The 17,415-nt window shown below is 71.7% G+C and carries 11 protein-coding genes; 5 read left to right on the forward strand and 6 right to left on the reverse strand.

The annotated features are described in order from the left end of the window. The first annotated feature begins 382 nt into the window (after positions 1-382). A complete protein-coding gene (locus ACQPXD_RS02185) occupies positions 383-6,181 on the forward strand; it encodes a ThuA domain-containing protein (protein ID WP_432834285.1) in 5,799 nt (1,932 codons plus the stop codon). A gap of 232 nt (positions 6,182-6,413) precedes the next feature. On the opposite strand, the gene ACQPXD_RS02190 is transcribed toward ACQPXD_RS02185, so the two are convergent. Then, positions 6,414-7,478: a DMT family transporter gene (locus ACQPXD_RS02190; RefSeq protein ID WP_432834287.1), complete on the reverse strand. Its 1,065-nt coding sequence runs from the start codon at positions 7,476-7,478 to the stop codon at positions 6,414-6,416. Positions 7,479-7,888: 410 nt separating this feature from the next. Here ACQPXD_RS02190 and ACQPXD_RS02195 point away from each other — a divergent pair, with 410 nt between their 5' ends. Then, on the forward strand, positions 7,889-8,815 hold the full coding sequence (locus ACQPXD_RS02195; protein ID WP_432834289.1) for a hypothetical protein: 927 nt from the start codon (positions 7,889-7,891) through the stop codon (positions 8,813-8,815). Here the strand turns inward: ACQPXD_RS02195 and ACQPXD_RS02200 are convergent. Next, on the reverse strand, positions 8,812-9,045 hold the full coding sequence (locus ACQPXD_RS02200) for a hypothetical protein (protein WP_432834291.1): 234 nt from the start codon (positions 9,043-9,045) through the stop codon (positions 8,812-8,814). The two genes, ACQPXD_RS02195 and ACQPXD_RS02200, sit on opposite strands and share 4 nt — an antisense overlap. 76 nt (positions 9,046-9,121) lie before the next feature. Further along, positions 9,122-10,075 (reverse strand): lactonase family protein, encoded by a 954-nt coding sequence (locus tag ACQPXD_RS02205; protein WP_432834293.1) that lies wholly within the window; start codon positions 10,073-10,075, stop codon positions 9,122-9,124. 102 nt (positions 10,076-10,177) lie between these two features. Between ACQPXD_RS02205 and ACQPXD_RS02210 the strand changes: the two genes are divergently transcribed. Further along, positions 10,178-11,161: a fatty acid desaturase family protein gene (locus ACQPXD_RS02210; protein ID WP_432834295.1), complete on the forward strand. Its 984-nt coding sequence runs from the start codon at positions 10,178-10,180 to the stop codon at positions 11,159-11,161. A gap of 9 nt (positions 11,162-11,170) precedes the next feature. After that, positions 11,171-11,740 carry a DUF1684 domain-containing protein gene (locus ACQPXD_RS02215; protein WP_432834297.1) on the forward strand — a complete coding sequence of 190 codons (570 nt, stop codon included), beginning with the start codon at positions 11,171-11,173 and terminating at the stop codon, positions 11,738-11,740. Between the two features lie 381 nt (positions 11,741-12,121). Here ACQPXD_RS02215 and ACQPXD_RS02220 read toward each other — a convergent pair whose 3' ends face one another. From ACQPXD_RS02220 to ACQPXD_RS02230, 3 genes are all read right to left on the reverse strand, one after another. Next, positions 12,122-12,844: a phosphatase PAP2 family protein gene (locus ACQPXD_RS02220; protein ID WP_432843555.1), complete on the reverse strand. Its 723-nt coding sequence runs from the start codon at positions 12,842-12,844 to the stop codon at positions 12,122-12,124. Between the two features lie 72 nt (positions 12,845-12,916). Next, positions 12,917-14,173 (reverse strand): trypsin-like serine peptidase, encoded by a 1,257-nt coding sequence (locus tag ACQPXD_RS02225; RefSeq protein WP_432834299.1) that lies wholly within the window; start codon positions 14,171-14,173, stop codon positions 12,917-12,919. A gap of 107 nt (positions 14,174-14,280) precedes the next feature. Continuing rightward, a complete protein-coding gene (locus ACQPXD_RS02230; RefSeq protein WP_432834301.1) occupies positions 14,281-16,113 on the reverse strand; it encodes an NAD-binding protein in 1,833 nt (610 codons plus the stop codon). Positions 16,114-16,206: 93 nt separating this feature from the next. Between ACQPXD_RS02230 and ACQPXD_RS02235 the strand changes: the two genes are divergently transcribed. Then, positions 16,207-17,250, forward strand: a complete 1,044-nt coding sequence (locus tag ACQPXD_RS02235) for a hypothetical protein (RefSeq protein ID WP_432834303.1) — start codon at positions 16,207-16,209, stop codon at positions 17,248-17,250. Positions 17,251-17,415: the final 165 nt, after the last annotated feature.

Consider the following 17,415-nt stretch of genomic DNA (forward strand, 5'->3'; position numbering starts at 1 on the left):
ACTCCGTGATCACGGAAAACCGTTGGTGTCGAGGGCGATCGGAGCATGATCGCGGAGACTTATGACCGGCCGGCCGGCGGCGCCGGGCGACTTAACGGATATATCGGCCGTCGGGGTATAAGTCCGAAAAGTCGTGGCGCGGAGCGCCCGACTTTTCGTGCCCACGGCGCCGCAAGTGTGGCCAAGCTGAGGCAAATTGCGGCTTCCATGGGGAGCGGTCGATCGGTAGTTTGTTAGGGGTCGAAACGAACCACCCCGGCGGGTGGGGGTGCCCTCGGCGGGGTGCCTCCGGCCGCGTTCTGCCCCTGTGACATCCCGGCAACTGAAAGTACCGCTCAGCGGTATCGGCGGCCGTTGCGCGAAGCCCCGCCCAAGGAGCTCCGTGTTCAACGTTCGGAGGCGCGCGTCCCGCGTGCCGTTCATCGCCGCGGCCTTGCCGCTCGTCGCCGGAGTCGTCGTGGCGCTGCCCGCGCCGGCGCAGGCGGCACCGGTGCAGGCCCCTCCTCAGCAGCCGACGATTCCCCAGGTCCGGGCCGCCGCCGGGCCGTTCGACGTGCTGGTGTTCTCCAAGACCGCCGGCTTCCGGCACGACTCGATCCCGGCCGGGATCGCGGCCATCCAGGCGCTCGGCGTGGCCAACGGGTTCACCGTCGACACCACCGAGGACGCCGCCTTCTTCACCGACACCAACCTCGCCAAGTACGAGGTCGTGGTCTGGCTGTCGACGACCGGCGACGTGCTCGACGGCGAGCAGCAGGCCGCGTTCGAGCGGTACATCGAGCGCGGCGGCGGCTACGCCGGCGTGCACGCGGCGGCCGACACCGAGTACGACTGGCCGTGGTACGGCGACCTGATGGGCGCCTGGTTCACCAGTCACCCGGCGCAGCAGCAGGCGACGATCAAGGTCGAGGACCCGGCGCATCCGTCCACGAAGGACCTGCCGGCCCGGTGGAGCCGGTTCGACGAGTGGTACAACTTCCGGACCAACCCGCGCGGCAAGGTGCACGTCCTGGCCAGCCTCGACGAGTCCAGCTACACGCCGGGCACCGGGGCCATGGGCGCGGACCACCCGTTCGCCTGGTGCCACGACTACGACGGCGGGCGGGCCTGGTACACCGGCGCCGGGCACACCCAGGAGTCGTACTCCGACCCGCTGTTCCTCGGCCACCTCCTGGGCGGCATCCAGACCGCGGCCGGCGTGGTCAAGGCCGACTGCAGCGCCTCGCTGACCGGCAGCTTCGAGAAGGTCACGCTCGACAGCAACACCAACAACCCGATGGAGCTCGACATCGCGCCGGACGGCCGCGTGTTCTACGTCGAGCGGGACGGGCGGGTGCAGATCGTCAAGCCGGACACGCACACGACGGTCACCGCCATCACGGTCCCGGTCTTCACCGGCAACGAGGACGGGCTGCTGGGCATCACCCTCGACCCGCATTTCTCGCAGAACCATTGGGTGTACCTGTACTACTCGCCGGCCGCGGGCCCGCCCCGCAACATCCTCGGCCGGTTCACGGTCGCGGGCGACAGTATCGACCCCGCCAGCGAGCGGCAGTTGCTGACCGTGCCGACCCAGCGCAACACGTGCTGCCACGAGGGCGGCACGATGACGTTCGACAACCACGGCAACCTGTTCCTCGCCACCGGCGACAACACCAACCCGTTCGAGTCGAGCGGCTACGCGCCGCTGGACGAGCGGCCCGGGCGGGAGGACTACGACGCCCAGCGCACCGCGGCCAACACCAACGACCTGCGCGGCAAGGTCCTGCGGATCACGCCGCAGGACGACGGGACCTACACCGTCCCGGCCGGCAACCTGTTCGCGCCGGGTACCGAGAAGACCCGGCCCGAGATCTACGCGATGGGCTTCCGCAACCCGTTCCGCATCGGCGTCGACCCGCTCACCGGCACGCTGTACCTCGGCGACTACGGGCCCGACGCGGCGCAGGCCGACCCGAACCGCGGCCCCGGCAACACCGTGGAGTGGAACATCATCGCCCAGCCGGGCAACTACGGCTGGCCGTACTGCACCGGCAACAACGTGCCCTACCGGGACTTCACCTTCCCGTCCGGGCCGTCCGGGGCCGCCTTCGACTGCGCGGCGCCGGTCAACAACTCGCCCAGCAACACCGGCCTGACCAACCTGCCGCCGGTGATCCCGGCGACCGTCGACTACGACTACGACGGAAACCCCCGTTTCCCGGAGATCGGGGGCGGCGGCGCGCCGATGGGCGGGCCGGTGTACCGCTACGACGAGAACAACACCGCGGAGAACAAGTGGCCGGCGTACTACGACGGCAAGGCGATCTTCGGCGAGTGGAACCAGAACAAGCTCTACACGATGCAGGTCTCGGCCGACGGCAGGTCCCTGGTGGACATCAACCAGCTGCTGGCGGGCATGCCGTTCATCCGGCCCATGGACATGGACTTCGGCCCGGACGGGGCGCTGTACCTCATCGAGTGGGGCACCGGCTTCGGCGGCAACAACGACGACTCCGGCGTCTACCGGATCGACTACGTGGCCGGCAACCGCGCCCCGATCGCGCAGGCGCTGGCCCAGCCGACCAGCGGCGTCGCGCCGCTGACCGTGCAGTTCTCCAGCCAGGGCTCGCGCGACCCGGACGGGCAGGCGATCACCTACGCCTGGGTGTTCGGCGACGGCGGCACGTCCACCGAGGCGAACCCGGCCCACGTCTACACGGCCAACGGCAACTTCACCGCCCAGCTGACCGTGACCGACGCCGGCGGGCGCACCGCGACCGCGAACGTGCCGGTGACGGTGGGCAACACGGCGCCGACGGTGCGGATCACGCTGCCGCCCGACGGCGGGTTCTACGACTGGGGCGACCAGGTCAAGTTCACCGTCGAGGTGAGCGACCCCGAGGACGGCCCGATCGACTGCGGCCGCGTGCAGGTCCAGTACCTGCTCGGGCACGACGAGCACGCCCACCCGCTGCAGCAGTACACCGGCTGCTCCGGCACCGTGCAGACGGCGCTGGCCAGCGGGCACGGCGCCGACGCCAACGTCTTCGCGGTGATCGAGGCGTCCTATGTGGACGGGGGCGGGGCCGGCGGTGCGGCGCCGCTGACCGGGCGGTCGCTGGTGCAGCTGCAGCCCAAGCGCAAGCAGGCGGAGTACTTCGCGGCGACCGGGCGGGTGCCCGGCGTCAACTCCGGCGGCACCCCGGGCGTGCAGCGGGAGAACACCGGCGACCCGCAGGGCGGCTTCCAGAACATCGGGTTCGTCGAGGAGGGGGACTGGTTCTCCTTCGCGCCGGCGAACCTGACCGGGATCGACAGCCTGCGGATCCGGGCCGCCACCAACAACGCCGCCGGCGGCACGATCCAGATCCGCACCGGCTCGCTGGACGGGCCGATCGTCGGCTCGGTCGCGGTGCCCGGCACGGGCGGGTGGCAGACGTATGCCGACCTCAATGTCCCGCTCACCGGGAGTACCACATCCGGGCCCTTGTATTTCATCGCCACGGGCTCGGGGGCCGGTTACAACGTCAACTGGGTCGACTTCCTGGGCCGCGGCGTGACCGACAACGCGCCGCCGGTGGTCACCGCGACCGTCACGCCGTCGAGCGGCACCACGCCGTTCGTGGCCTCGTTCGCGGGCTCGGCGACCGACGCCGAGGGCGACACCCCGCTGACCTACGCGTGGGACTTCGGCGACGGCGGTACCGCCGCCACGGCGAACGCCACGCACACCTACACCGCACCGGGGACCTTCACCGCGACGCTGACGGTCACCGACGCGCGCGGCGCCAAGGGGACCGCCTCGGCGACGGTGCGCGCGGAGGCGCCCAACACGCAGTGCTTCGGCGCCCGCTCGGACGACTTCCTCGGATCCACATTGGACCGTACGAGGTGGACGGTCGTGCGGGAGACGCAGACGCTGTCGGTGAGCGGCGGGGCGCTGCACCTGCCGACCGCCTCCGGTGACCTGTACGGCGCCACCAACGGCGCGACCAACCTGGTGCTCCAGCCCGCGCCGGCCGGCGCCTGGCAGGCCACCGCGAAGGTGACCCTGCCGACGACGGCCAACTACCAGCAGGCCGGGCTGATCCTGTACGGCGACGACGACAACTACGCCAAGCTGGACCTGCTGCACGCCGACGGGCGCAAGGTGGAGTTCATCCGCGAGACCGCCGGCAGTCCGCGCAACGAGGGCGCCGACGCGACCGCGGCCCAGCCGGGCGACACCTACTACGTCCGGCTGATCTCCGACGGCACGAACCTGACCGCGGCGTACTCCGCCGACGGCACCACGTTCGCCCCGGTCGGGCGGCCCGCGGCGCTGGCCGGCCTCGCGAACCCGCGGGTCGGCCTCTACGCGCTCAACGGCGGCACGACCGCGCCGGTGGTCGACGCGGCCTTCGACTGGTTCCAGCTCGCGCCGGACCAGCCGCCGGCCGGCCTGGACCCGAACGACGAGTTCACCGGGCCCACGCTGGACCACTGCCGGTGGAACGCGGTCGTGCGGGAGGACTCGGCCGGCTACCGCATCACCGGCGGCGCGTTGCAGGTCGACGTGCCGGGCGGGGACATCTACGGCACCGGCAACAGCGGGCCGAAGAACTTCATCCTGCAGCAGGCCCCGCCGGGGGACTGGACGATCGAGACCAAGGTGGACGGCTCGGCCTTCACCGAGCAGTACCAGCAGGGCGGCCCGATCGTCTACGTCGACGACGACAACTACATCAAGCTGGACTACCTCGCCGACAACCCGCCCGGCCAGGCGCTGGTGCGGCGGATCGAGTTCCGCAGCGAGGTCGCCGGCGTGGTGCAGGATCCGCAGCCGAACGTGAGCAACCTGACCTCGGGGGTGTGGTACTTCCGCATCGCCAAGGCCGGCAACGCCTACACCGGCAGCTACTCCGCCGACGGCAGCACCTGGACCACGATCGCCACGCTCACCAACGCGGCGGTCGGCACCGGTGCCAAGGTGGGCCTCTACACCCTCGGCGCCGGCCAGACGGCGTCGAAGCCGGCCGCGTTCGACTACTTCCACCTCACCACGGCCGCGGCGGACCACACGCCGCCGGTGGTCGGCGCGAGCGTGCAGGGCACCGCGACCGGCGGCTACTACACCGCGCCGGTCACCGTCACCCTGACCGCGACCGACGACGGCGGGGTCGACAAGGTCGAGTACCAGCTCGATTCGGCCTCGACCTGGACCCCGTACACCGCACCGATCGCGGTCAGCGGGGACGGCACCCACCAGGTCCGCTACCGGGCGGCGGACAAGGCGGGCAACGTCAGCGAGCCCAAGACCCAGGAGGTGAGGATCGACGCCACCGCGCCGGTCACCACCGCCGCGTTCGCGCCGGCCTCCGACGCGGGCTGGCACAACGGCGCCACGCCGGTCACGCTCGCCGCGACCGACGCCGGCTCCGGGGTGGCCCGGATCGAGTGGGCGCTGGACGGCGGGGCCTGGACGGTGTACTCGGCGCCGGTGAACGTGACCGGCGAAGGCCAGCACGAGCTGCTGTACCGCTCGACCGACGCGGCCGGCAACGTCGAGACGCTCAAGTCGGCGATCCTGAAGATCGACGCCACCGCGCCGACCGTCATCGTCTCGGGCCTGGCCGACGGCCAGCTCTACGGCGACAGCCAGGACGTGCGGGTGACCTGGCAGGCGGTCGACACCACGTCGGGGATCCGCTCGGTCAGCGGCTCCCTCGACGGCGGGGCCTATCAGACCGGCACGCTGCAGGCGATGTACGAGCTGACCCTCGGCATGCACCGGCTGAGCGTCGTCGGCACCGACAATGCCGGGAACGCGACCACCACCACGGTCACGTTCTTCGTCACCACCTCGTTCCGGGACATGCAGAACCTGCTCGACCGGTTCAAGGCGACCGGCCGGCTGACGAACACGGTGTACAACCAGCTCTCCGACGCCCTCGCCAAGGCCCGCAAGGCGGAGGCGAACGGTAACGACACCAAGGCGCTCAAGGCGCTCGCGGACTTCCGCGCGCTGCTCACGGCCGCCCTGGTGCCCGAGGCCGAGATCCGCGACACGCTGATCCGCGACGCCGACGCGATGACCCTACGGCTGGGCGGCACCCCGCCCAGCACCGCCGGCGTCACGGCGAACGCGGGACAGACCCTGAAGGGCACCGGGCGGCTGGACGCCGACCCGAAGCGATTGTCGAAGAACGGAAAGCTGTGAGGGTTCTGTACCTGCTGATGACCCTCGCTCTGTTCGCGCCCAGCCCCGGCGGCCTCCGGCTGGAGGTCGCGGGGGACGGGGCGACGGGGGTGACCGTCCGCGCGTTCGGCGCGGACGGCCGCCCCGTCGAGACCGAGGTCCGGCTCGTGCTGACCGCCACGGCCGACCCGTCGCTGGGCGGCCGGACGGTCGGCCCGATCCAGCTCAACCCGGCCGGCGAGGGCCGCGGCTTCTACACCTCCGGCCCGGTGCTCTCGCCGGGCCGGTGGACGGTCGTGGTCACCTCGCCCGGGTCGGACGCGGCGCGGACCGAGGCGGTGGTCGAGGCCCGGGCCGCGCAGAGCCCGCCCGCGCCGTCGTCACGGGCCGCCGCGCCCCCGCCGCCGTCGTCGCCGGCCCCGCTGTGGCCGTGGGCGCTGGCGGCGGCGGGTGTTGCCGCGGTGTTCACGGCGGTGGCGTTCGTCCGGCTGCGGCGCTCCTGAAGGGCGAGGGCCGCGACCGAGGCCAGCAGGAGGCCGCCGCCGGCCGCGGACCACGGGGTCAGCGGTTCGTGCAGCACCAGCACGCCGAGGGCGACCGCGGCGAGCGGCTCGCACAGGGCGACCACCGACGCGGTGGTCGCCCTGACGACCTTCAGACCCCGGAAGAACAGCGCATACGCCAGCGCGGTCGGTACCGCGCCGAGGAATGCCAGCAGCCCGATCGTCAGGCCGAGGCCGTCGGCGCGCGGCAGCAGCCCCTCGGCCGCGGCGAGCGGCAGGAGAACGACCGAGCCGACCGCGAAGCCGCCGAGCGCGGCGGCGTACGGATCGCCGGTCGCGGCCCGGTTGATCAGCGTGACCGCCGCGTAGCCGGCCGCGGAGACCAGCGCCACCGCGATGCCGGCCAGCGGGTGCCGGCCGGTGTGCGGGTTCTGGGTCACGAGCAGGGCCAGGCCCAGCACCGAGACCGCGACGGTGGCGAGGCCCGCCCGGCCGAGCCGCTCGCCGAGGAACAGCCGGGCGCCGATCGCGATGAGGACAGGGCCGGAGCCGAGCGTGACGACGGTGGCGATGCCGACGCCGGCCAGGTCGATGGCGACGAAGTACGCCGTCTGGTACAGGGCCATGCCGAGCCCGTTGACCACGTTGGGGGTGATTCTGGTCGGGCGCAGGGCGGCCAGTACGGCCAGGCCGCCGGCGTACCGCCAGAACGTGACGGCGATCGGCCCCAGGCCGCTGTGCCGGTAGAGCAGGGCGGCCACGAAGCCGCCGACGCCCCACGAGATCGCCGCGAATGCTATGTACAGCAGTGCCATTGGTGGATTTCTCCCGGTTCGTGTCGTGTCGACTGGAGGCGTTGAACGCGGGCAGCCGCCATCGACCCGGGATCACCTCACCGGGCTGTGGATCTCCGCCTGCCCGCTACCGCAGCGGCGGCGGGCACACGACACGCAAGCACATGGCGCGGACCTTAACGATCGCCCGCCCGGCGTACATCCGAATTTCCATTCCCCATCACGATGTGATGACAAGTCCCCGACAGTCCCGTGATGATCACCACGGAAAGCGACCGTGACACACCGCGCGACACGCCGCTGACGAGGGAATTCTTGCGCCGTCGTCACTATTCGTGTACGCGATTTCGCTGAATCGTCATACCTCGATGGGATGCCCGGGTGGTCGGCGACGATTACGCTGTAGCGACACGCACAGCCCGGAGGTCGCCGTGGCCCTTCCCGCCCCCGCCACGTTGGCGCAATCCCGCAGTGACCTGCCCTGGACCCTCACCGGGGGTCGGGGCATCTTCGGGCTCGACCCGGTCACCGGGGCCATCGTGCTGTGGCTCGGGCTGATGGCCTTCATCGTGCTGTTCGTGCTGCTCGCGGCCGCGATCTCGCGCTGGACGCTGTATCGGCTCAACCGCGCCGACCGCCGCGCCGCGGTTGAGGAGGCACAGGCGAGCCTGAGCCCGGCGGAGCGCGCCCGGCTGCGCACCGAGGCCGGCGAGCTCATCCGGCAGGCCGCCGCGACCGCCGCCGCCGCCAAGCGCGCGCAGATCACCGTCGTCGAGGCTCGGGCCAGCAGTGCCGCCGCCCAGCAGGCCCGGGAGCAGGCCTGGGTCACCTTCGACGTGGCCCAGAAGGCCTACCAGGAGGCGCTGCGCGCGGCCGGCCAGGTCTCCGCGGAGTTGCCGGCCGGCGAGCAGGACGAGGCGAACAAGCGCGAGGTCTCCCGGGCCGCGCTGGATGCGTTCAAGCGCGGCGACATCACGGTCGACGCGCTGGAGCAGGTGTTCAAGGGCGTCAGCGGGGCCGACCCGCTGCAGGAGCTGGCCGCCCGCGAGGTCGAGCTGCGCCGCACCGCGGAGAGCCGGGCCCGCCGGCTCTACGAGGCGGCCGCCGCCGCGGAGCGCGCCGCGGTCAAGGCCGCCGATGTCGCCGTCGTGGCCGCCGCCGCGCTCGCCCAGGAGGCGGCCGAGGTCGCCGAGGAAGCGGCGGAGCTGCGCGACACCCTCGACGCGGCCCGCCAGGCCGGCATCACCGCGGCGACGATGCGGCCGAGGCAGCGCGTCCCCCGCCAGCGCGCCCGCAACCTGCGCTCGGAAGCATCCGCACCGGAGAAGCAGGCGCTGCGCACTCCCGAGGCGGCTTAGGCGCTCTCGGACAGATCGGGCGGCGGGAAGTGCATTTCGGCCAGCGCCGCCTGGAGCCGGGGCAGGTCGGCCTCGGCGAGCTGGAACGACGCCCGGCAGATCCGGTCCACCCACAGCGACACGACCACCGTGCCGCGCTGCGGATGGCAGGTCACCCGCATTGTGCGGTCGCCCGCACGCACGTCCTCGAATACGTCGCCCGTCTTGGGCAGCGCCACCAGCTCACCCATGTAGCCATGCTGCGGCACTGAACGTTGGTTCAGCAAGCGTTCAGTGCCGCGTCATCCCGGATCTCGCCTCGATGGGTCAATCGATCGGGATCACCGCGCTCGGCGACGGGTGCTCCAGCACCACGCGGGCCTGGCTCGGCACGCCGGTCTCCGCATCCAGGTCCAGCAGCGCCACCGTGCCGGAGTGCTGGTTGGCCACGCACAGCGCGCCGTCGAGCACCGCGAAGTGCCGCGGCCAGGTGCCGCCGGTGGAGACCTCGTCGATCGGCAACAGCCCATCCTCCTCGACGGAGAACGTCGTGATGGTGTCGTTGCCGCGGTTGGCCACGTAGAGCCGCCGCCCGTCCCGGGACAGCGCCAGCTCGCTGGGCAGGTTGTCGCCGACCGGCTGGACCAGGCACGAGGGCTTCTCGTCGAGCTGTTCGAAGCCGGAGGTGTACGTCGAAACGGTCGAGCTCAGCTCGTTGGCGACGAACACCCGCCCGCCCGGGTGGAACACCAGGTGCCGCGGGCCGGTGCCCAGCGGCTGTACCGTCGTGGTGCGCACGTGATCGAGCCGGCCCTCGGGCGTGAGCCGGTAGTGCACGATCGCGTCCATGCCGAGGTCGACCGCGTGCACCAGGTTGCCGCGGATCGTCACGTGATGGGCGTGCGGACCCTCCTGGCGGTCCGCGACCACGGAGGCGCCGGCGTGCTGGGCCAGGTCGGTGCGCCGGTCCAGGCCGCCGTCCGCACGCAGCGCGAAGACCGCCACGCTGCCGCCGCCGTAGTTGGCCACCACCACCCGGTCGCCGTCGACCGCGAGGTGGCACGGCCCGCCGCCGCCGGTCGGCAGGGTGTTGATGAGCTCGCCGGTCGGGGTGAACGCCGAGACCTGCCCGGCGTCGAGCTCGCCGACGGCATACCGGATCCCGGTCGGCCCGACGGCCAGGAAGCTGGGCGCGGGCGTGCGCACGGGCGCGGCGAGCGGCTTGAAGTCGTCGTCGTAGGTGGAGTACTGGTCTGCGTAGGAGCCGATGAGCACTGGCACCTGTCAAAGCCTAGACACCCTTAGGGGTAGGGGCAGCACCACCACGAACCGCGGGGGCTGACGGGTTCGAAGTTCGGCGGCCGGTTCGCGAAGCTCATCCGCATGACGGTTCTGGTTGACGCACGGTCCGACTTCGCGGCCCTGACCCGGCGGATCCGGGCGGCCGGGCTGCTCGAGCGGCGCCCCGGGTACTACACCCTCCGGCTCGCCCTCGTGGCCACCCTCTACGCCGGCGGGTGGGCGGGCCTGGCGCTGACGCACAGCCTGTGGTTCGCCGTGGTCCTCGCCGTCGCCTACGCCCAGGTCGCCCTCGTCGCCCACGACCTCGCCCACAAGCAGGTCTTCCGGGGCCGGCGCTGGTCGGCGGCGCTGGGCCTGCTGGCCGGCAACGCCGGCATCGGGATGAGCTACGGGTGGTGGATGAACAAGCACACGCGCCACCACGCGAACCCCAACCACGAGGATCACGACCCCGACGTGGCGCCCGACATCCTGGTCTGGTCGACCCGGCAGGCCGAACGGGCGCGGGGCGTGGCCCGGCTGATCGGCGGCCACCAGGCGCTGCTGTTCTTTCCGCTCCTGCTGTTGGAGGGCTTCAACCTCCACGTGCAGAGCGCCCGGGCGGTGCGCTCGCTGCGGCTTCGCGAGGCTTTCCTGCTGTACGCCCACTTCGCCGCATACCTGGCCGCCGTCTTCCTGCTGCTGCCGCCGGGCGCGGCGATCGCCTTCGTGCTGGTACACCAGGCGCTGTTCGGTTTGTATCTGGGCCTGACGTTCGCGCCCAACCACAAGGGCATGCCGGTCCTCACCGCCGCCGACGAGCTCGACTTCCTGCGCAAGCAGGTGCTCACCTCGCGCAACGTCCGCGGCGGGCGCTGGCTCGACGTCCTGCTGGGCGGCCTGAACTACCAGATCGAGCACCACCTGTTCCCGAGCATGCCGACGCCGAACCTGCGCCGCGCCCAGCCCATCGTCGAGCGCTTCTGCGCCGAGATCGGCGTGCCCTACCACGCTTCGAGCTTCGCCGGCTCCTACGCGCAGGCGCTGCGCCACCTGCATGCGGCCGGCGCGCCGCTGCGGCGGTAGCTTCGGTTCGTGGACGCTCTCTCCCTCGCCGACTACCGGGCCCGGGTCGCCGCGATGTACCTGTCCGATGCGGACCTTGCCGGCTTCCGGGCCCTGCGCGACGACCTGTTCGCCACCCACCCGCAGTCGGCGGCGCCGGGCCCGCTGCGCTACTTCCCCGCCACCGAGGATTTCATCGCATCGGTACCGCTGGAGCCGGCCGGCGGCACTCTGGAGATCGCCACGGGCGGGGAGGACGGCGTGCTGCGGTACGACCGCGTCGGCATCCTGCCCACACCGTGGGGCCGGCTGACCCTCTTCTGGCTGTCCACTTACGGCGGCGGCCTGTTCCTGCCGTTCCGGGACGGCACGAGCGGCAAGACCACCTACGGCGCGGGCCGCTACCTGACCGACACCATCAAGGGCACCCACGGCCGCGGCCTGCAACTGCTGCCCGACGGCCGGGTACGGCTCGACTTCAACTACGCCTACAACCCGTCGTGCGCTTACGACGACGCTTGGGCTTGTCCGCTCGCTCCGTACGAGAACCGCCTGACCGCGGAGATCCGCGCCGGCGAGCTGACCTACCACTCGGCGTAATCGCGCGGCGCCGCGATGGGTCACGAAAAGTCCAGACACTTCGTGTCCGGACTTTTCGGACTTATACCCTGACAGGAGATAAATCCGATAAGTCGTGGCGCGGAGCGCCCGACTTATCGGTTTGCAGCGGATTGCCCGACTTATTGGTTCGTGCGGAGCGCGACAATTGGGCTGATCTGGGCATCGCGACGTGCCGGCAGCGGCTGGCGCGAACGAATCTCTCCGCGATCATGCAGCTCCCGCTGGCGTGCGGCGCGTTTTTCATGATCGCGGAACCTTAAGGTACCTGTGGGTACATTGACCTTCCGCGATCATGAAAAACGCGTGGTGCGGGCGGCGGCTCCGGCATGATCGCGGAGACTTTCGGTCGCGGCGGGGTTGTCAGGAGATCCTGGCGGGTTCGGCGGGGGTTGGGGTGTAGAACGGGCCGGCCCAGCCGGCGGTGGTCAGGCGGCGGCCCAGTGGGATCGCGTCCCACGGCACGCGCTTGAGCAGGCGGTCCAGGAACAGGCCGAGCAGCAGCGCGGCCAGGCCGTCGGTGAGCCAGTGGAAGCTCAGGTACGTCGTGGTGAACAGCAGTACCAGCGGGATGGTGTAACGGATCGCGAGCACCAGGCGCTGGCTCAGCACGCCGGTCAGCAAGGTGGCGAGGACGCCGTACCAGACGATCGCGTTCACCACGTGGCCCGACGGGTACGACATGCCCTCGTGCGCGTAGAACAGGTACTCGGGGTGGGCGTGCTTGTGCTCGCTCGCGGCCAGCCGGTCGGTCCAGATCTTCAGCGGGCCGATCGTCACGTACGTGAGCACGTAGGCGCCCACGACCAGCAGGAACGGGCGCACCGTGTGGCGGGCGCGGCTCATGAAGAACGCGGTGATCACGGCCAGCGGGGTGAGCACCTGGCCGCCCTGGCCGAGCCGGTTGCACCAGCGCAGCAGAGTGTCGGCCCAGTCGGGGCGGTGCGCGTCGACGAAGTCGCGGACGGCCAGGTCGACGCGCAGCAGCGGGGTCTTCGCGGCGAGCAGCACGGTGATGAGTGCGAAGCCCGCCACCAGCAGCGCGTCGAGCCACCAGCCGGCGGGACGGACGGGTCGTAACTCGATGCGCACGAGGGGCAACGGTACCCGAATACGGAAAAGGGCCCGGTGCTCCCGGGCCCTTTCCACACACGATCTCTACATCAGGTTGCGCAGCTGGTCGGCGATGCGGTCGATGCGCACGCCGGAGTTCGGGCAGCCGCCGAAGTGGTGCAGGGCGATGACCTTGTTGGTACGCCGGGAGATCACCGGCGAGCCGGAGGAGCCGCCGTCGGTGTCGCAGTAGTACGACATGTCGGTCCCGGCGGCGTAGCCGTCGTAGGACGGGTCGCTGACCGCGCAGTTGCCGCTGCGCTCCGTGCTGTCCTCGGTGGTGATGACCGTCGGGGCGCCGCGCGGGTGCTGCGGGATGTAGAGCTCCTCGCCGCGGACCGGGGCGCGGTCGTCGATCTGCAGGTAGCCGAACTGCGTGATCTGGTTGAAGTTGCGCACGCTGAACAGCGTGTAGTCGAGGATGTCGTCGGTGGCCAGCACCTGGTCACCCATGACCTTGGTCGGGCGCAGCGTGGCGCCGCCCGAGCACTGGGCGCACTCGTAGTTGAACCAGACCTCGGTGGTGCGCGCCTCGCGGGTCGTGGTGAAGCAGTGGTGGTTGGTCAGCATGCGGTTCTGCGTGCCGACCCGCCAGGCCGTGCACAGCTCGACGCCGTTGATCAGGATTCGGGCGACGGGTTTGGAGTTGGCGTACGCCACCGGGTCCGACGACTTGTAACAGGCCGCGTTCTCCGTCTCGTTGGTCCGCCCGCAGATGCTCTCCTCGTGCGGCGCGGCGGCCAGCGCGGCCCGGCGGTCGGCGTCGGCCCGGGCACGCTCGGCGGTGGTCTGGCCGCGGGCGACCCGGTCGACGGTCACGCCCATGCCGGCCAGCCGCGAGCGGATGCCGAACACGTCGTCGCGAGCCTTGACCACGCGCACCACGGCGCGGTCACCGGAGACCGACATCGACCAGTTGTCCGCTTCGCCGAGTTCTTTCGAGGTGTACTCGTAGTGCTCCTCCCCGCGCGCATCGCTCACGACCACTCGGTCGCCGGCGTCGAGCGCGAGCCGCGAGAAGTGCACCTTGACGTAGTCCGCGCCGGAGTACGTGAACGTGCGGCTGGCGGCCCGCTCGATCGTCCCGGCGGTCACCGACTCGAGCACGCCAGTGGTCTCCCCGCCCGGCTCCTGCAGCCCCGAGACGTCGTGGTGCAGCCGCAGCTGCGGTGCGCTCGCCGGCGCCCGCTGCGGCTGGGCCGCAGTCTTGGCCGCCGGATCGGCCGCCGCCACGGCGACACCTGCCCCGGTGAGTGCGAGCAGGGCACACACCCCTGCTACCAGCAACGACCTACGCCGCATGAGCGCGTCCTCCAGATGGGTTCGCCGAATGGCACCGCCCGGGTGTTAGGGGTAAATCGGGCGATCCGCCCATTCAACGAGCGATCCCGGGGCCAGGGATCGGGAACTCAGCGGGATCCGTCGACCGTCCCGCCGGTCTGAGCCAACAGGTTGCCCAGGCCCAGCCGGGTCGCTACCACGGTGACCAGGTCGTCTGCCCGTAGTACATAAGCGGGGGGAGGAGCCCAGACGGTCTGCCGCTCGCCGTCGGTCGACACGGCGAGCACCCGGACCTCGCCGACGTCCTGCGCCGCGGCGACGGGGGCGCCGTCCAGGCTGGAGCCGGCCACCACCGGTACCTCGGCCAGCAACAGCACCCGCCGGTCGACCGGAATGGTGCCGATGACCTCGCGCTCCAGGAGGGCGGCGGCGAAGGCGGGCGCGGCGAGGTACGACACGGAGCGCGAAGCGGTGATGCCGAAGGCGCGCTGGACGCGATCGGCGAACCGGCCGTCGAAGAGCCGCAGGATGACCCGCACGTCGGGCTTGAGCGCCCGGCTCTCCAGGGCGGCCTCCAGGTTGGCCTGGTCGTCGGTGGACACCACGACCAGCGCCCGGCAGGTGTCCACGGACGCGGCCTTCAGGGTCTCGACGTTGCTCGCGTCGCCGACGATGAACGGCACCCCGCGGTCTCGGGCCGCCTGCGCGCCGCGGGCGTTCTGGTTGCGGTCGATGGCCACGACCGGCACGCCGAGGTCGACGAACGAGTGCATGACCCGGGTGCCCACGTTGCCCAGCCCGACGACGACCACGTGGTCGGACAGCGGCTCGCGCAGCCGGCCGAGCGCGATCGCCAGCCGCGCGTTGACCACGGCCTCGACGACCGCGGCCGTGATCACCGGGATCAGCGCCACGTTGACCAGGCCGAGCAGCGTGGTCACGAGCTTCTCCGGCCAGTGCGACTCGAGGTCGGGGCTCGCGCCGGTCAGCTCGGAGAGCAGCGTCACATAGGCGGCGTTCCACCAGCTGACGTGCTTGTAGTGGGCGATGACGGCCGTGCCGGCGGCGAGCATGCCGATCAGCACCAGAGCGGTGACCCACAGCCGGCGGCTGACCAGGCTGCGCAGCGTGTGCAGCGGGCTGTGCAGCTGGCGGCGCCACCAGCGGCGCAGCCGGTCGTCGGCGCCCGACCGCCGCCGCTCGGAGCGCTCGCCCCGGGCGACGACCGTGGCGGCCCGCTCGCCGTTGGCGACGGCGAGGACCAGGTCGGCATCGGCGTCGTGCTGCGGCAGGAGTTCGGGCTCGTCGCCGACGGTGCGGGCCAGCCCGCACACCACGTCGTCCGGGCGCACCTCGGACCGGCGGGCCACGAACAGCGTGCGCTGCGCGACCCGCACGTGGACCGGCGCGACCTCGCCCAGCGCCTCGGACACGAACGCGGGCGCGGCCATCTGCGCGTCGGAGAGCACGCGCAGGTCGGCGAAGTTGCGGCGGACGCTGTACCCCAGCCGGAGGTTGAACATCCGGATCACCAGGCGGATCTTGGGGTTGATCTCCTGCGCCTGCAGCGCCGCGTCGATGTTGCCGATGTCGTCCTGCTTGACCAGCGCGAGCGCGTCGGCGCCGGCCAGCTCGGCCCGCTCGAACGCCTCGGTGTCGGGCCGCTCGGCCTCGACGATCCGCCCGCCGCTCGCGGCCAGCAGGCGCGCGATCTCGGGACCGTATCGCCGCTTGGCGCTGGGCAGGATCGCGGTGACGTGGACGCCATACTGCCCGATGAGCTCCCGCACCAGCCGCAGCGCGAGCGGGTCGTCGCCGCAGATCACGATCCGCTTCGCCGGCCCGTGCACCACGTGCCGGGCCGGCTGCTCCGCCTGCTCCACCGCCCACGAACGGGTGATCGCCTGAACGCGTGGCAGGTTGCCGCGCAGCCGCCGCATCAGCCACGACTCGGACGTCACCGGGCGATCCTAGCGAAGATCACCAGTTTCCGATGACCGCCGATCTCGTTGGACCCGGCGAATCGCATTGTCGACCAGATGGGGTTTTCACCGATGAACACGTGGTTTCGCCGGGCGGTAGGCACCGTCGGAGTCGCCGGCGGCATGCTGCTGCTCGGTGCCGGCGCCGCACACGCCGATGACACCGCCCTGGCACCCGGCCAGCTGGACGATCTGTTCTCGCCGGCCGGCGGCCCCAACAACCAGTCGCTATCGCTGCACGCGCGCGGCGACCGGATCGACACCAGCGCCGCCTCCAGCGTCGAGGCCGGCAAGCGCACCACGTCGACGTCGCTGTCCACGAACAGCCTCAACAGCCGGAAGGTACCGAGCGTGCTGCGCGGCCTGCCGCTGACCAGCCTCGTGCCGACCGACAGCCTGGGCTTGCCCCGCACCACGTCGAGCCGGCTGCCGAACCTGCCGCCCCTGCCCACCGACGCCCTGGCCACGAACGCCCTGCCGGCCAACGGCCAGCCCCCGTCCCTGGCCGCCACCGAGGACTCCCTGGCCTCGCTCCCGCTGGTCGGCCGGCTCGCCAACCTCAACCAGGTGGGCCTGCCGGGCACGTCGATCGCCGACACCTCGACCGCCTTCCCGGCCATCCCCCGCCCCGGCACCGAGGCCCTCCCGGTCGTCGGCGGCCTCCCGCTGCTCGGCAACGGCCTGCCGGTCCGCGGCACGCTGAAGCCCGTCGACGACTACGCCATCCCGATCGGCGGCTCGTTCGCGGCCCTGCCGGCCACCGAGGCGGACGGCCTGCCCGTGGTCGGCGATCTGCCACTGGGCGGCAGCGACGTGCTGAGGAACGACTCGGTCACCGGCGTCCCGGTGATCGGCGGCATCGGCCCGACCCCGGGCGTGAGCACGACGGCGGTGGCGAACCGGCTGGTCCCGACGACGGGCGCCCTGCCTCAGGCGGCCAGCCAGCTGCCCCTGGTCACGGAGCAGGCGTACGCCCCGAAGCACGCGACCACCTACAGCCCCCGCCACGCTCAGACGGAGGCCCAGCCCGAAGCCCTGCCGGTCCTCACCGGCCTGCCCGCGGTGGGCGGCCTGGCGGCCGGCGCCCTGCCGTTGTTCAGCGGCATCGTCGGCTAACCACGGCGCACGTTCGGCCCTTTTCGCACGGAAATATCCGGCCACTCCGTGGCCGGATATTTCCGACATTTCGTATATGCGCAAAACCGAGCCCGATCCGATTCCAGGACCGCCCCCGCGCCATCTGCGGCGCCGCGCGGGCGGGCCATGGCCGGCCCTGCGGGC

Origin of the sequence: Dactylosporangium sp. CA-092794 (assembly GCF_050948465.1) — a bacterium.
Classification (GTDB): Bacteria; Actinomycetota; Actinomycetes; order Mycobacteriales; family Micromonosporaceae; genus Dactylosporangium.

Bases quoted from the DNA above. Each gene is read 5' to 3' on its own strand.
- ACQPXD_RS02190 (WP_432834287.1), bottom strand. From the start codon at position 7,478: ATGGCACTGCTGTACATAGCATTCGCGGCGATCTCGTGGGGCGTCGGC.
- ACQPXD_RS02200 (WP_432834291.1), bottom strand. From the start codon at position 9,045: ATGGGTGAGCTGGTGGCGCTGCCCAAGACGGGCGACGTATTCGAGGAC.
- ACQPXD_RS02210 (WP_432834295.1), top strand. From the start codon at position 10,178: ATGACGGTTCTGGTTGACGCACGGTCCGACTTCGCGGCCCTGACCCGG.
- ACQPXD_RS02225 (WP_432834299.1), bottom strand. From the start codon at position 14,173: ATGCGGCGTAGGTCGTTGCTGGTAGCAGGGGTGTGTGCCCTGCTCGCA.
- ACQPXD_RS02235 (WP_432834303.1), top strand. From the start codon at position 16,207: ATGAACACGTGGTTTCGCCGGGCGGTAGGCACCGTCGGAGTCGCCGGC.